Consider the following 15,523-nt stretch of genomic DNA (forward strand, 5'->3'; position numbering starts at 1 on the left):
CTTATTAACTTATGTCTAAACTTTGAAGACAGCTTTACTTCCCTTATTTGTTGAGCTTACTTCTAGTTTAGTTTCTATTCTATCTTTTAGTTCTTGAACGTGGGAAATTACTCCAACTATTCTTCCATCGTCTTGTAGGTCTATTAAGCATTCGATGGCTGAATCAAGGGATTCTGGATCTAGGGTTCCGAAGCCTTCATCTATAAACATAGTATCTAATTGTATTCCACCTGAATAACTTTGAACCACATCTGCAAGGCCTAATGCCATAGATAATGATGCTTTAAAAGATTCTCCTCCTGATAAAGTCTTTACATCTCTAGACTTACCTGTATAGTTATCAAACACTTCTAAATCTAATCCTTGCCCTTTTCTCTTATCTCCTAATTCTTCTTTTCTTAAAAGCTCAAATCTATTGCAAGTCATTTGGGCAAATCTAATATTAGCAGCTTCAATTATATCTTCAAAATATGCTGCTAAAACATATCTTTCAAAACTTATTTTTCTTGGATTATCTCCGTTTATCACTTTTGCAAGCTTACCTACAGTCTTATATTTTTCTTCATCTGCCTCTATTAATTTACTGTAATTAATACATTCTCCAATGATTCTTTTATTTTGGCTTATTCTTAAGTAAATTTCCTTTTCAGTTTTTTCTAAATTAATCTTTTCATTATTCTTAGTTTCTAACGTTTCTTCTATATTTCTTATATCGACTTTATTTAAGTCCTTACACTCTTCTAAAGATAAATTATAGACCTTTTGTGCATTAGATATATCCATATTAAACTTATTTATATCTCTTTCTAATGCATTAATTTCCACCTCTGTCATTCTACTTGAAGAATAGTCATTGTAATTTTCAAATCCTAATTCTAGAACCTTTTCTTTAAACATATTCAAAGCATCATCAAGCTCTGACTTTGCATTTTCAGTAACTTTCTCCAATGAACTTCTATTACCATTTTCTTTATCATAAATAGTTTTTATATTATTAAAGTCTTTTTCTGCTTTTATATAATCCTCTTTTAGCTTTTCAAGAGTACTATTTACTTTTAATTGTTCCTCTTCTAACTCTTTAAGGCTTCTTATAGTTCCTTTAAATTCACTAACTATATTTTGTAAATTTGCTTCTTGTGTTTTTAATTCTCCCTCTTTTGCTAATAGTTCTTTATTTTTATTTTCTAGCTCAACTCGTAACTGTTCAGTATATTTTTCTATTTCTTGCTTTTGCTTTAATTTACTTGATTCTAAAGACACTACTTTTTCAATTTCTTTTTTCCTATTAGTTATTTTATCTAAATTGCTACAATTATTTTTCAGTTCAAAATTGGTCTTTTCTATAGCCCCTTCAATATCATCTTTGAAGTTTTCACTATTAAATATTTCTATAAATATAGGCTTTATCGTTTCTTCTTTAAGTGAATTTATCTCTGCTTGTATCTTAGTTAATTCTCTATAATAAGATTCTCTTTTTTCATAAAACTTGTCAGCTAATGCTTTAGCTTCTTTTACTGTTACTTCATTTATACTTTCAGCTTCTATAACTGCAAGCTTTGGATGATGAGTAGACCCACAAACTGGGCAATTTTCTCCTTCTATTAAGTCTTTAGCTAATATTCCTGCTTGATTTCTTCTAAAGGCATCTTCTAGCTTTTCATAATTATTTTTCTTTTCATTATATTCTTTATCTGCACTTTCATAATATGCTGTTCCTTTTACATGTCTTTGACTTTCTAACTTACATTTTTCTAAAGCACCTAAAAGCTTATTAAGTTTTTCTTGCTTAGATATATAATTTATTTCTTCTATATCTAAGCTACTCTTTTCATATTTTAACTTATTTATATTTTCTAGTTCTTCTGATAATAATTTTATTAAGTCGTTCTTATTATTCCTATCTAAGTCTATTTGCTTTATTCTTTCAAGAATATATTGAGATTCTTTATTTATCTTATCAAGCTTTTCTTTATTGCTTTGATAATTTGATGCCTTTTCTTTTAATTTCTCTATTTCATCAAGCTGTTTTCTTAAATTGTTTTTTATATCTTCTTTTTCATTTTCTATTTTTAGTTTTCTTTCTGCATCTTCAAATTCTTTTTTATATTTCTCTAAATTTTCTATACTTTTTCTTAAACTTTCTTCTGCCTTTAATAAGGATAATTTCTTCTCCTTATATTTGTCTTCAAATCCTAAAGCTGTTACAGCTTTTTTTCCACTTTCTAATTTCACATTTTTGACTTCATATTCATGCTTTAATAAATTTAATTTCTCTAAATCGCATTTATATTTTTCTAGATTATCTATCTTCTTATTTATATCATTGGCTAAAACTAATTCTTTTGATATATTATTAATTTCTATATTAATTTCTTTAAGATTTTCCTTTATTATATCTTCTTCTACTTCATCTTTATCTATAGCATCTTTAAATTTTGAAAGTATTAATTCTATATTTAAGTCCTTAGCATTTATATTTCTTCTTAACTCTTCGTCATCTTCTTTACATGAAAATGCCTTAATTCTATTTTCTCTATCTCTTTGTATTTGCTCTATAGACTTTTTAAGATTATTTGCTTCTGATTTTATATTTTGTTGTATATCTGAAAAAACCTTAGTTCCAAAAATCTTTCTAAAAATTTCTTCTTTCTTGTCACTATCTGAATTTAATAACTTCTTAAATTCACCTTGTGGAATCATAACAAGTTGTTTAAATTGTTCGCATGTAATTCCTAGTATTTCTTCAACTAATCTAGTGACTTCTTTTGGTCCTGATACTGTTTTATCTCCTATTTTTATTTCAGCAGAAGGCTTACTTTCTGTAAATCCATCACCTCTTTGCTTAGCTCTAAAATATTGTGGTGACCTCTTTATATAATAATCTTTATTTCTAAGTGAAAACCAAAGCTCTACTTCAGTTGGAGTTGATTTATCAGCAAAGTCACTTCTTAAATTTTTACCATCTCTTTCACTACCACTTGCTTCTCCATATAAAGCAAAGTTTATAGCATCAAAAATTGTAGTTTTTCCAGCACCTGTATTTCCTGTTATAACAAACATATTTTTCCCATCAAGACTTGCTTCAAAATCTAACTCTTGTCTTTCAGCATATGGTCCAAAACCTGTTATTATTAGCTTTCTTATCTTCACCTTACTCTCCCCCCTTTTCTGCGCCTTCTATTATTTTTTCCATGATTATCATTTCATCTTCGCTACAAACTTCATCCATTATATCTTCATAAAAATTTTTAAATAAAGTTATTTTAGATTTTTCTTTTATATTAGTTGCTACATTTCTACTACTATTTCTTGAAACTCTTTCTTCTCTGGTAAGTTCCATAACATTTGGATATATACTTCTAAGCTTTGCCATTGGATCTAAAAGCTCACCTTTATCTTTTAATATTACTTTTATGTAATCCTCATAATTCTCTGATGAATTATCAAAGCCTTTAATGATTTCATCTAATGTTCCAGTCTTAATTCTAAAATCTCTTCTTGGCTTTAAATCATAAATTTTTATATCTACATCTCCATTTTCATCTATATCTACAATGGTGATCCCTTTTTTTTGCTTTACTTCTGAAAATGAATATTTCATAAGTGAACCTGAATATCTTATTCTATCACTTCCTACCTTTTGAGGACCATGTAAATGTCCAAGAGCTGTATAATTAAATTTTTCAAAGTGCTTTGAATTAATATATTCAGTTCCGCCTATAGAAAGAGGCTTTTCTGAATCACTCTCTTCTAAAACTTCAAAGTTATCTTCCTTCATTTGAGTTACATAACCATGAGCTATAGCAATATTTCTTTCATCTTCATTAAAATCACTTAATGCTTCAGAAATTATTTTTTGCATAGCTAAATCATGTGTTTTTATATTTTCATCTTCAAATAAATCCCTAACAACTGGTACATCTGCATATGGTATTGGGTAAAAATTGATTTTTCCATATTCATCTTCTAAAACTATTCTATCTATTTTTCTTTTTAAGTTTCCAACTATGTATAACCCACTATCACTTAATAATGAGCTTGCAAATTCCACTCTTTCATTACTGTCATGATTTCCTGCTAAAGCTATTACCTTAGTATTTAAATCCTTAACTATTTTTTTCATGGTTTTATTTAATAATTCAACAGCATGAACTGGTGGAACTGATCTATCATATAAATCACCTGCAATTAAAACAACATCTGGTTTTTCTTTTTCAATTGCCTCATAAATTTGCTCTATTATAAATTCTTGATCTTCTGTCATATAAAATCCATTGACAAGCTTTCCTATATGCCAATCACCCATATGAAAAATCTTCATAAAATCACCTCAAAATATTTTACTTAATATATGATAATTATATCATAGCAAAATAATTTTATATTACATAAGTTACAATAATGATATTACATTTAACTAAATATATAAGAAATTGATAGTATTTAAATTAAGTAAGTATACAAAAAAGGGAAGTAATTTTTTTCCAAAATCACTTCCCTTTTTATCTACTTATAAAACTATTTATTAATAAATTTTATTAAATCCTCTGATATAGCCTTTGCATCTTCATATCCCTTATTATAAATAGATTCTAATTTATTTTTATCTCTTTCAAATCTACTAACATCTAATGGGCTACTTGGCCTTATAACAAAACACTTTCCCTCTTCTTCTAATCTATCTAATTGATCTAATGTTTCATTATATATTTTATATCTATTTTCCATAGCATTAATAAGACCTTGATGTTTTTTATACTTTCTTTTTATTATAGGCATTATTTTTGTTTTACTCTTTCTATAACCCTTATGTTGAGTTAAAACTACAATATGCTTTTCTATTCCATCATCTATAGCTTTTTGTATTGGTATTGGTGCAGCTATTCCACCATCCATTAATTTTTTATTGTCAAAATCAACTATCTTTGCAACTAATGGTAACGAAATAGAAGCTTTTAATGCCCCATATCCATATCTATCATTAAAATCTTTAATATTATAAAATTCTGCTTTGCCAGTTTCACAATTTGTTGCTCCAACAATAAATTGTGCTCCTGAACTTTCAAACCCTTTATGATCGAAAGGCTCTAATTCATTTGGTATAATATTAAAAAGCATATCCATTCCAAAAGCTGAACCAGTTTTAATTAAATTACTGAAACTTAAATATCTCTTATCATTTATGTAATTTATATTTACCCTATAATTTCTTTTATGCTGTTTTGAAATATATGAAACACAATTGCAAGCTCCAGCTGATACTCCTATACAATATTTTATATCTATATCTTTATCTAATAGTAAGTCTAGCACACCTGCAGTATAAACTCCTCTCATTCCTCCACCTTCTAGAATAAGTGATGTACTTTCCATGTTAATTCCTCCAAACTATATAATTATATCGTAACTATTTCCATTAATTTTAAATTATATCACTTTATATAAAATAAAAAAATATAAACTTAACAATAATGTGAATTTAAATTAATTATAATTTTTCATAATAAAAAGTCTGTTAATACTTCAACAGACTTTTTATAAGTAATAATATTAAGTATTTTAAGCAGCTTCACTTGAAAATACATCATATATATTTTTTCTTCTTGCTTTAGCTAATGATTTTACTAATGCATATGATATTGCTCCATCAACAAAATGATGAAGAATAGTACCTATTGCTACTACTACTATAAATTGATAAACTGAAAAACCAAATGGTATAACTATAAGCCCTTCTAAAATACCATGAATAGGTGCTGTTATAGCAATTGCTTTCTTAAAGTTCCTATCCTTATTTATTATTAAAGCACCTACAAATCCAACTATTATATGCATAGATGCTCTTGCTGCAACTACTAATGGAGTTGTTATAAAAAATCCAAGTGCAGATCCTACTCCAACAAATATTGCTACAGCTGGTGATATCAACATTGCTAAAAACATAGGTACATGTGATGCAATAGTTGCTGTAAAAGGTCCTACTACTATTTTTAAAAAGCCAAATTGAGTTGGAATTATAATTGCAATTGCAGTCAACACAGCTGCAAAAACCATTTTTCTAATTTTTTCTCTACTTTCCATATAAAATCCCCCTTAAACACTAGTGTATATACACCAGTATATTATTAATATATCTATTTGTAAATATTTTTTCGCAAATAAAAAACTCATTAAATAAATTAATGAGTTTTCTTATTCATATATTTATATTTTTTAATAGATTTTTTCCCAGTATCTATACTTATATTAACCGGATAAAATATTCCATCATACACGCTATTAATCTTTTTTCTGGATAAAAGGAAAATTATAATAAAAGGACTTACTAAAATTAAAACATTCTGTAACATGCTAATATTCCATCTAGGTATAAAGAAATATACTAGCATAACTAAATAAATATGAAAAACATATATATTCATAGTTGCTTTTCCTATTCTAAAGTAAAATTGTTCTTTACTTGGAACTAAATTTATTACACAAACACTAAATATTATTGCTCCAAAATAAAGGAAAATCCTAAAGACAATCCCCTCCAGTAATGAAACTCCCAAAGCATCATATGAATATGAATTGTATAAAAATTTATAATCAAATAAATTATTTTTAACTATATACATAGCCACTAATAAAAATGCTAGTATTCCCGTAAGAGCATATTCTCTTTTTAAAGATTTAACTTTTTCTAAATTCTCTTCCTTCGTATAGTATCCAAGTAAGAAAAATGGTAAAAACACAATAGTTCTAGAAATTGATAAAGTACTTCCTATGCTAGGTATTAATCCAACTAAAACACCTATTATAAAACTAACTAATAAAATATGTTTAAATTTTATTAAATATTTTAATGTCATTCTCCAAAAAAACAAACTTAATAAATACCATAAAGTCCACCCAGGATAAAGTACAGAAAACATCGCTCTTTTTGTACCTATATATACAGCAGTATACCAAATCATATTAAAGATTATATATGGTATTAATAAATTTCTAATTGCCTTTCTTTTCATTCTGTAAAAATTCTTAGATAAGTATCCTGAAATAAATATGAAAAGAGGCATATGAAAAATATATATGAAAATATATATAGTTCTAAGGGTACTATTATCCTTTATATAATATTCAATTACATGCCCAAACACTACAAAGAATATTAATATAACTTTCAGATTATCTAATAAATAATTTCTTGTTTTTAACTTCTCCATATATCTTCTATAAAATCTAAAATTATTTTAGATTCTTTTTCTCCTTTGTTTATTACTAGAGATATTATATCCGAATGATGCTTTTTATCTAAAATTTTTAATTTAGCATTCCCATTTAGACTATTTACCTTATCAACAAAGCTAATAGAATTTTCTAAGTTGATTAATGGATCCTTATTACCATGTAAACATAGTGTAGGAATATTATTGCTTTCTTTTAGCAAGTTTATAGGATTCATTTCTTTAAAAGAATTATCCTTACCAATATAATTTTCAATTAATGTTATAGAGTGTTTAGATTTACATTTTTCAAAATCTAATACTCCAGCTAATGTAATTAGCCCTTTAAAAATATCACTATTTATACCAAATTCCTTTTGTTTATTTACATTGAAAACTATATTAGCTGCAAGCTCTCCACCTGCTGAAAATCCTATAACTATGATTTTCTTGTTTTCAATATCATTTTCTTTTAATAAATAATCTTTTAAAGACATAAAAACATCATCTATTTGAGTTGGATATTTATATAAAGGTACAAGCCTATAAGCTGGAAGAACTACATTATATCCTAAATCATTAAAAAACTTTCCAATGCAACTAGATGTCTTAGGGCTTCCATGCCACCATCCACCTCCATGAATGAAAAATATTATAGGTTTATTTTTATCACCTTTATAAGTTCTATAATACTGTTTTATATTCTCCCCATATTTAAAATTTTCAAAATCATTTTTTCTACTTTGTATATTTTCATGTAAAATCTTATAAATTATAGGTATCATTGCTATCTTTTCTTCTATTTTATTATTTATCATACTACCTCTCCTAAAATTTAAAATACTAGCTTCGTAATTATATATAGTTAGATTAGTATTATGTAATATCACTTTAATAATATTATTATTTATAAATCAACTATACATTATATATTACATTTCCTTCCTAATAATACAATTACATGAATTATATTATAAAATTTTCTATAAATTGCATAGTATATTTTCTTTTCTAATATATTTATTAATATATTTGTTACAATAAATATTTAACATTTAACTAAACTACAAGTATTTAATAGTTTTGATAATATAGATTATTTATTGAAAACATAATTCAAAATACTAATAACTTTGTGAGGTACTTTTATGTTAAACAATCAATCTTTTATTCCCTTATTACTTTCTTTAATGGCAGGTCTATCTACAGTAATTGGGGCTTTTATTGTGTTTTTTTCTAAGTCTCAAAATAAAAAGCTAATTACATTTGCACTAGCTTTTTCTGCTGGAGTAATGATAACAGTATCCTTTACTGATCTATTCATTTCTGCTGAAGAGACCCTTAGTAAGTATAATGGCAAATTAAATGGAGTCCTTTTATCACTTTTATTTTTGTTAGCAGGTGCATTTGTAGCATTACTAATAGATAAGTTTATTCCTGATGAACCTAAAGTGAACCCTTCAGCTCCATCAGGAAAACTATATAGAGTTGGATTTGTATCAATGATAGCTTTAATGATACATAACTTTCCAGAAGGCATCGCTACTTTTGTTTCTGGGTATGAAAATACTACACTTGGTATATCTATAGCTTTAGCCATAGCACTTCATAACATTCCAGAAGGTATTTCAGTAGCCATGCCTATATATTACTCTACTAAAAGTAAATATCAAGCATTTAAATACACACTTTTTTCTGGACTTGCTGAACCAGTTGGCGCTTTATTAGCTTTCTTATTTTTAAGGCCTTATATAAATGAAATAATACTTGCTATAATATTTGCTATGGTTTCGGGAATAATGCTTTATATTTCCTTTGCTGAGTTTATACCTGCTTCTAGACAATATGGATATCATAAAACTTATTTATTTTCAATTTTTTTAGGAATATGTATAATTCCATTAAGCCATATTTATGTACATTAAAAAATGACTGTATCTTGAAAGATACAGTCATTTTTTAATCTCTTCCGTCTTCAACCATAAGATATCCAATTTGTGGGTGCCTATTTAATAAACCTATTATATATATTGTGTAATATCTTCCATTTCGTAATGTCTTCTCATTTATATACTTTTCTAATCCAGCTATAGCTGAAAAAGTAACTTTAAAATCATAAATCGCTGGAGATAAAGGATAATATCCTGTAGTTTCCAAATACTCGACATTCCCAAATAAATTTATATCATTTGGCAATGATAAAGATATTAAAGGAGCATTAGGTGATAAATTAATAAACCTCAAAAAAGTGAGTGTCATATTACCTTTCACATTAACATCATTCAAAACTAATATATTAATTGCACTACCGCTAGATACTATATTAACTGTTAAAGTAGTATCAGGTAAAACATCAATATTTCTTGTAAATATTGGATCATCATACGTTCCTGTTACATATAACTGAAGCTCATGATTTCCTGGAGGTATATTTTCATAGCATGATATATCCGAAAAAGCTATGTTTTCTCTAAGTAAATTTCCATCTAAATAAATATCTACAGCAGGTGCCAAAGGGATAGCATGTAAAAATCTTATTTTACTTTGTAAGTTAGGTAAGTTCTGACGGAATAACATATTTTTCACCTCACTCTTTATTAGAATGCTCTAAAGTTATTTTTATTATCTTTTTAACTAATAAGCTTATTATTGGGTGTGGAACTCTATACGCCTTTAAAGTTGATATTATAGCTCCATGATTTTCTTCTATTTTCTTAAATATACTGTCTATTTCTTTACTCTTATCATCTCTATATATGCTTTCATATTCACTTCCCAAATCTAAATCTCTTAATATTCGCATATGAGGAGGTTCTTCTATCTCCTTATCTTCTCTTATAACTCCACTTTTTTCATAATTTTTCATATAATCATTTAACTTCTCAAATGAATTATATGAATTATCTATTTTAGGATTTGTCGCAGTTAAAGTTTCTATTTGATTACTAGTATCATTTATATCAAAGCCTTCTGGTACGGTATAACTTGGTCCCATATTTAAAGGATTCATATTGGGAATATTAGTTAATGTGTAATTAGGTTCAGAATCATTATAATTTATATCCATGCTATTTGGTAAAGTATTAGTAGCTACTCCAGTTACACTACCTGTATATAAATTATTTGCATTTTCCCCCATGCTTATATTCTCATTATTTTCTTCCATGGATTGGATATTTGGAGTTAATTTAAGATTATTGTAATTAGTAAATGGAACATATTCTTCATCCATGCTTCCTTGATAATCATCATCCCATATATTATTTATATTATCATTTACTCCTGAAACTCCAGTATTCATATTCCACATGTTGTTATTCATTCCTGTAAATCCAGCATTCATATTTCCCATTCCACTATTTATTCCTGTAAATCCAGCATTCATATTCCACATGTTATTATTCAGTCCTGCAGCCCCAGTACTCATATTTCCTATGCCACTATTCATTCCTGTAAATCCAGTGTTCATATTTCCCATGTTGCTATTCATTCCTGCAGTTCCAGTGTTCATATTTCCTGTACCATCACTCATCCCCATATTCCAAGCATTAATATTCGATGTATTACCATAACTTAAAGTTGCACCATTACAGTTTTTTTCCTTATTATATGAATATAAAGCTTCTGATTGAGTTTCTGACGGATATTCTAAATTAAAGTTATTACTAAAGCTAGTACCACTTTGATTATTCATTCCACTAGTGTTGATATTAGTTAACATATTACTAGACAAATATCCACTTTCTTGAGAAAAGCCTTGATTATAGTTATTCCCTGACATATTTCCTGCCATGGTACCTTGCATGTTGTTGCCTTGCATGTTACCTGTCATACTACCTAGCATGCCACCTTGCATATTACCTTGCATGCTACCTGACATATTACTTGGCAAATTACCTTCATCGTAAGTATTAAAGTAATTTTCATCTGCATAACCATATTTAACGTTTGGTACATAATCTATTGTTTTTAAAAAATTTTCATCTAATATTTCACCATCTGACGGATTAGAAAATCCTAATATAAAATTATTAGTCATATGGCTTATATTTGGTGAATTCATGTTTACAATTGGAAACCAGCTAGAATCTTTCTCTGAAAAAGGCTCTTTTATATTTAAAGGAATAAATTTTAAATCATCATCTTCATTCTCTTCTTGCTGTCTATTTAAATCATTATAATACATATATTTCCTCCAAAAAATATTTCATTATATTTATATGTTATATATTTATATATGTTCCCTCATATATCATTAGAACTCCCCACTTTTAACTTTCATAGCACAATACATGAAGTAAGTGAATAGAATATATGGGAGGTAATGCTATGTGTAATTCAACAGATAATTCTTTAAGAGATTTATTTATAGGTCTTAATAAAAGAGTTCCTATATTAGATGATAATAAAATAATACCAATAAATTTTGATAACGCTGCAACAACACCAGTTTTTAATAGTGTTATAAATAAAATAACAGAAGCATGTGAATTATATGGATCAATTGGTCGTGGCCTTGGACAAAAGTCAGAATACTCAACAAAACAATATTGTGACTGTAGGGATTATATATTGGATTTTTTTAATGCTTCAAAGGATAGATATACTGTTATATTTGTAAATAACACTACTGAGGGAATTAATAGACTATCTAATATATTAATAGAAAATAAGAATGATATAATTATCACTACAAGAATGGAACATCATTCTAATGACCTCCCTTGGAGAGGAAAATGTGATTTAAAATATATTGAAGTAGATGAAAATGGCAGACTAAAGCTAGATGAGTTACAATACTTACTAGACAAATATAGTGGATTAGTTAAATATGTTACAATTACTGCTGCTTCAAATGTAACAGGATATATGAATGATTTATCTTATATTTCTGAACTTGTTCATAACTATAACGCCAAGCTAATAGTAGATGGTGCTCAAATAGTGGCTCATAAAAAAATTGATATAACTGCTGATTCAATAGATTTTTTAGTTTTTTCTGCTCATAAAATGTATGCTCCATTTGGAAGTGGTGCTATTGTTGGACTAAAAGAAGACTTTGAAAGACTATATCCCGATTTTAAAGGTGGAGGAACTGTAGAAGCTGTGTTAGATAACTCCGAAGTTTTATTACCACCTCCTGAAAAAGATGAGGCTGGTAGTCCTAATTTTTTTGGTGCTATTGCATTAGTTCAAGCAATGAAAGAATTAAAAAATATAGGATTTGATACCATTGAAGAAAACGAAAAAACACTATTAAAAAGAACAATAGATGGTTTAAACTGTATTAATGGCGTTATATCTTATGGTGATAATGAAAATATATCGGATAGATTAGGTATAGTAGTTTTTAATATAGATGGAATGTATAATGCTGAGGTAGCTAGATTACTAGCAAATCTTAGAGCAATAGCTGTAAGGCAAGGTGCTTTCTGTGCTCATCCTTATGTAAAAAGATTATTAGGATTAACGGATTTGGAAGCAAGTAGACATTTAGTGGATTCAACTTGTAAAATGCCTGGTATGGTAAGAGCAAGCTTTGGATTATATAACTCGATAAAAGAAGTTGATATATTCTTAAATATCATTGATTTAATATGTAAACTAAGAAATTAAAAAACTTTATAATAAAAAGAGTTAAGTAAAAGTTGTGTAATTAAACTGTAAATTACACTGCCTCTCATAATGAGGCTTTTTACTTAACTTTTTATTATTTTCTATCTACTTGCAATTAAAAACTTAATCTTTATTCCTTGTTCACTAAACATATTTTCATGTTCTGTTCTAACATTACCCACAAAATCACTTTTATGTAAATCATATGTAATATAGTCAATATTAAACCCTGACTCTTTAAAATATTCTATAGACTCATCAAATAACTCATCATCGTCTGTCTTAAAGTATATTTCTCCATCCTGTGCTAAGAAGTTTTTGTAATTTTCTAGTTGTCTAGTATGAGTAAGTCTTCTTTTTTTATGTCTTTCCTTTGGCCATGGATTACAGAAGTTTATGTATATTCTATCTACTACATCTTCTTCACTAAAAATATCATTAATTAAGGCAATTTCTTGAGCCATTAATTTCAAATTATTTATTTCTTTATTTTTATCTTCGTATGCTTTTTCTATATTTCTTTTTGCTAATACCAATACTTCATCTTTGATATCAATAGCAATATAATTTATATCTTCATTTTCTGATCCATGAACAGCTATAAACGTTCCCTTTCCACATCCTAGTTCTAAGTATATAGGATTATCATTAACAAATGATTGTTTCCATTTTCCTTTATTTTCACTTGGATTAGTTATAAAAAAATTACATGCTTCTAATTCTGGTCTAGCCCATGGCTTTTTTCTTAATCTCATGTTCTTCACTCCATCTATTATAATTCATAATCATTATACAGATTTTATATATCATATACAACATATAAATATCCTTCGTTTTAACAATTATAATAAATTGCCAAGCAATTTAGTTAGTGAAAAGTTAAAAGTGAAATAGTGAAAAATTAAGGGCTGTCATAAACAGCCCTTCAATTTGAAATATTAAATTAAAAATTACTTTTTGTAGTCTTTAATCCCATTTTATACTTTTAACCGTGCCTCAGCACATTATCAATTATTTCTATTTACTTTTTAGTAACCTTAACCTTGATTATATTAACTGATGCATATTTACCTATTTCATCTTTATATGAATCTAAATTTATTGTCGCTTTTTCTGAATCATCATCTTTAAATTTTACTAATCCAATTAATGTAATTTCTTCATCTAAATTCTTGCCTATTTGACTTACTTCTGACTTTGAATCAAAATCTATACTTTCCCCATAAGTTTTAGTTATCTTATATTCTGGATTTTTAGCATCCTTTGTATTTTCTTTATCTACTTCTGCAATAGAATATATAGATTTGTCAGCTTCTCCATCACTTGATTTTGCTGTATTCATTATTATATGTACTATTGAGTCTTTTTCTATAGTTTCAGTTGTATATTTAGTTAATTCTTTTGTTTCACTCAACTCACCATTACTGTATTTTTCCACATATAAACTCACATCATATTGAGAATCCTTTGGTAATACCATTGATGCCACTGTACTTTTATCTTCACCATAATTTGCAGATTCTAATAATAGTTCAACAACCCCTTGAACTTGTTGATTAACTATTTTAACATCCCCTTCTGGTAATTTAGCTCCACCTGCTGTACATCCTGCTAAGCTTGCTGTTATAGCTACTGCTGCTACTATTGCTGATAACTTTTTTATTTTCATGTGTTTTCCCTCGCTTTTAATAATTATGATATGATAATTTAATTATATCATATGTAAATTTGCTAATATATATGTTTCAACTAATAATTAACATAATTAACAATAATATAATATTTAAATGATTAATAAGCTTATTTAAGTAAAACATATCACCAAAATACTGAATGTGATTCATTCTTTATATAAGTTTATAAAATATATATTTAATTATATATAAATCCTTTATTTCAGCTTAAATACAAATTTTATAAAGTATCTCTTAATAAAAAAATTATTCATCAGCTATATATATCTGCTGCTAATTCTTCTAGCTTTTTATAATCTATAACAATGTAATAATCTTCTTCCTTTTTTAAAATATTTTTATTACATAATCTATTTAATGTTCTTGATAAATGTCTATAACTTGTACCTAACAATTCAGATATTACAGTTAAAGTTTCATCAAATTTAATAAATTTGCTATTTTTATCTGTACCTATAGAAATTATATAGCTTGCAACCCTACTTTCTAATGGATACATTAAATTTATAGATGCATTTTTAGATGATCTTTTAAGTTTTCTCCCTAATGAATTGCATAAGAAATTTAATAACTTTGTATCATTATAATAAATATTTCTCAATACTTTTAATGGAATGCCTATACAAATACAAGGCTCTATAGCTTCAACATTACAGCTTGATAAATCATTAGTAATTAACTCTAAATCCCCTAATGTATCTAACTCTTTATAAAAATCCAATAACAATAGTTTACCATTCTTTAATGTTGTATAAACTTTTGTCTTTCCTTCTACAAAAAACATTAGATACCTTATTTCTTCCCCCTCTTTAAAAATTAATTCCCTCTTATTAAAAAATAAAACTTCAGAATTATTCTTAATATCATCATTAAATAAACTTTCAATATTATTTAATTTTATATATTTCTCTATTAAATTAATGTCAGTTACCCTCTTCATTTTTTCTCCCTAGCTTATAAGATATTATTTTTTTAATATTTTATTTAAATATCAAATCTTTATTG

Annotated in this window: 13 protein-coding genes; 2 read left to right on the plus strand and 11 right to left on the minus strand. The window is 26.8% G+C overall.

Going from position 1 to position 15,523, the window contains the following annotated elements; all coding sequences use genetic code 11:
• Positions 1-15 precede the first annotated feature (15 nt).
• The 6 genes from NSA50_RS19895 to NSA50_RS14945 form a co-directional block, all read right to left on the minus strand.
• Complete coding sequence (locus tag NSA50_RS19895; RefSeq protein WP_257446293.1) at positions 16-3,150, minus strand: AAA family ATPase; 3,135 nt, start codon at positions 3,148-3,150, stop codon at positions 16-18.
• Position 3,151: 1 nt separating this feature from the next.
• A complete protein-coding gene (locus NSA50_RS14925; RefSeq protein WP_195429380.1) occupies positions 3,152-4,321 on the minus strand; it encodes an exonuclease SbcCD subunit D in 1,170 nt (389 codons plus the stop codon).
• A 197-nt stretch (positions 4,322-4,518) separates the two neighbouring features.
• Entirely contained in the window at positions 4,519-5,373 is an 855-nt protein-coding gene (locus NSA50_RS14930; protein WP_257446296.1) for a patatin-like phospholipase family protein, read from the minus strand.
• 186 nt (positions 5,374-5,559) lie between these two features.
• Complete coding sequence (locus NSA50_RS14935) at positions 5,560-6,081, minus strand: ECF transporter S component (RefSeq protein ID WP_195263216.1); 522 nt, start codon at positions 6,079-6,081, stop codon at positions 5,560-5,562.
• A 98-nt stretch (positions 6,082-6,179) separates the two neighbouring features.
• Positions 6,180-7,208 (minus strand): acyltransferase family protein, encoded by a 1,029-nt coding sequence (locus tag NSA50_RS14940; RefSeq protein WP_257446299.1) that lies wholly within the window; start codon positions 7,206-7,208, stop codon positions 6,180-6,182.
• Complete coding sequence (locus tag NSA50_RS14945; RefSeq protein WP_195263214.1) at positions 7,196-8,026, minus strand: alpha/beta hydrolase; 831 nt, start codon at positions 8,024-8,026, stop codon at positions 7,196-7,198. Before NSA50_RS14945 ends, NSA50_RS14940 begins: the two co-directional genes overlap by 13 nt.
• Positions 8,027-8,356: 330 nt before the next feature.
• Here NSA50_RS14945 and zupT point away from each other — a divergent pair, with 330 nt between their 5' ends.
• Positions 8,357-9,133 carry a zinc transporter ZupT gene (gene zupT / locus NSA50_RS14950; RefSeq protein WP_257446302.1) on the plus strand — a complete coding sequence of 259 codons (777 nt, stop codon included), beginning with the start codon at positions 8,357-8,359 and terminating at the stop codon, positions 9,131-9,133.
• A 34-nt stretch (positions 9,134-9,167) separates the two neighbouring features.
• On the opposite strand, the gene NSA50_RS14955 is transcribed toward zupT, so the two are convergent.
• Together NSA50_RS14955 and NSA50_RS14960 are read right to left on the minus strand one after the other, a co-directional pair.
• Positions 9,168-9,785, minus strand: a complete 618-nt coding sequence (locus tag NSA50_RS14955; protein WP_257446304.1) for a DUF4397 domain-containing protein — start codon at positions 9,783-9,785, stop codon at positions 9,168-9,170.
• Between the two features lie 10 nt (positions 9,786-9,795).
• On the minus strand, positions 9,796-11,394 hold the full coding sequence (locus tag NSA50_RS14960) for a hypothetical protein (protein WP_257446308.1): 1,599 nt from the start codon (positions 11,392-11,394) through the stop codon (positions 9,796-9,798).
• A gap of 143 nt (positions 11,395-11,537) precedes the next feature.
• On the opposite strand from NSA50_RS14960, the gene NSA50_RS14965 reads away from it, so the two are divergent.
• Entirely contained in the window at positions 11,538-12,824 is a 1,287-nt protein-coding gene (locus tag NSA50_RS14965; RefSeq protein ID WP_195263210.1) for an aminotransferase class V-fold PLP-dependent enzyme, read from the plus strand.
• Between the two features lie 101 nt (positions 12,825-12,925).
• Here NSA50_RS14965 and trmB read toward each other — a convergent pair whose 3' ends face one another.
• The 3 genes from trmB to NSA50_RS14980 all read right to left on the minus strand — a co-directional run bounded on the left by trmB (position 12,926) and on the right by NSA50_RS14980 (position 15,458).
• Complete coding sequence (gene trmB / locus NSA50_RS14970) at positions 12,926-13,579, minus strand: tRNA (guanosine(46)-N7)-methyltransferase TrmB (protein WP_257446312.1); 654 nt, start codon at positions 13,577-13,579, stop codon at positions 12,926-12,928.
• A gap of 266 nt (positions 13,580-13,845) precedes the next feature.
• Positions 13,846-14,493 carry a hypothetical protein gene (locus NSA50_RS14975; protein WP_257446315.1) on the minus strand — a complete coding sequence of 216 codons (648 nt, stop codon included), beginning with the start codon at positions 14,491-14,493 and terminating at the stop codon, positions 13,846-13,848.
• A gap of 278 nt (positions 14,494-14,771) precedes the next feature.
• Complete coding sequence (locus NSA50_RS14980; RefSeq protein ID WP_257446318.1) at positions 14,772-15,458, minus strand: cyclic nucleotide-binding domain-containing protein; 687 nt, start codon at positions 15,456-15,458, stop codon at positions 14,772-14,774.
• Positions 15,459-15,523 lie beyond the last annotated feature (65 nt).

Source organism: Clostridium mucosae (assembly GCF_024622765.1).
In the GTDB taxonomy this organism is placed as follows: Bacteria; Bacillota; Clostridia; order Clostridiales; family Clostridiaceae; genus Clostridium.

Excerpts from the sequence above, each read along its gene's own strand:
- NSA50_RS14965 (WP_195263210.1), top strand. The coding sequence starts at position 11,538 with ATGTGTAATTCAACAGATAATTCTTTAAGAGATTTATTTATAGGTCTT.
- zupT (WP_257446302.1), top strand. The coding sequence starts at position 8,357 with ATGTTAAACAATCAATCTTTTATTCCCTTATTACTTTCTTTAATGGCA.
- NSA50_RS14975 (WP_257446315.1), bottom strand. The coding sequence starts at position 14,493 with ATGAAAATAAAAAAGTTATCAGCAATAGTAGCAGCAGTAGCTATAACA.
- NSA50_RS14935 (WP_195263216.1), bottom strand. The coding sequence starts at position 6,081 with ATGGAAAGTAGAGAAAAAATTAGAAAAATGGTTTTTGCAGCTGTGTTG.
- NSA50_RS14960 (WP_257446308.1), bottom strand. The coding sequence starts at position 11,394 with ATGTATTATAATGATTTAAATAGACAGCAAGAAGAGAATGAAGATGAT.
- NSA50_RS14930 (WP_257446296.1), bottom strand. The coding sequence starts at position 5,373 with ATGGAAAGTACATCACTTATTCTAGAAGGTGGAGGAATGAGAGGAGTT.
- NSA50_RS14955 (WP_257446304.1), bottom strand. The coding sequence starts at position 9,785 with ATGTTATTCCGTCAGAACTTACCTAACTTACAAAGTAAAATAAGATTT.
- NSA50_RS14925 (WP_195429380.1), bottom strand. The coding sequence starts at position 4,321 with ATGAAGATTTTTCATATGGGTGATTGGCATATAGGAAAGCTTGTCAAT.
- NSA50_RS14980 (WP_257446318.1), bottom strand. The coding sequence starts at position 15,458 with ATGAAGAGGGTAACTGACATTAATTTAATAGAGAAATATATAAAATTA.
- NSA50_RS14940 (WP_257446299.1), bottom strand. The coding sequence starts at position 7,208 with ATGGAGAAGTTAAAAACAAGAAATTATTTATTAGATAATCTGAAAGTT.
- trmB (WP_257446312.1), bottom strand. The coding sequence starts at position 13,579 with ATGAGATTAAGAAAAAAGCCATGGGCTAGACCAGAATTAGAAGCATGT.
- NSA50_RS14945 (WP_195263214.1), bottom strand. The coding sequence starts at position 8,026 with ATGATAAATAATAAAATAGAAGAAAAGATAGCAATGATACCTATAATT.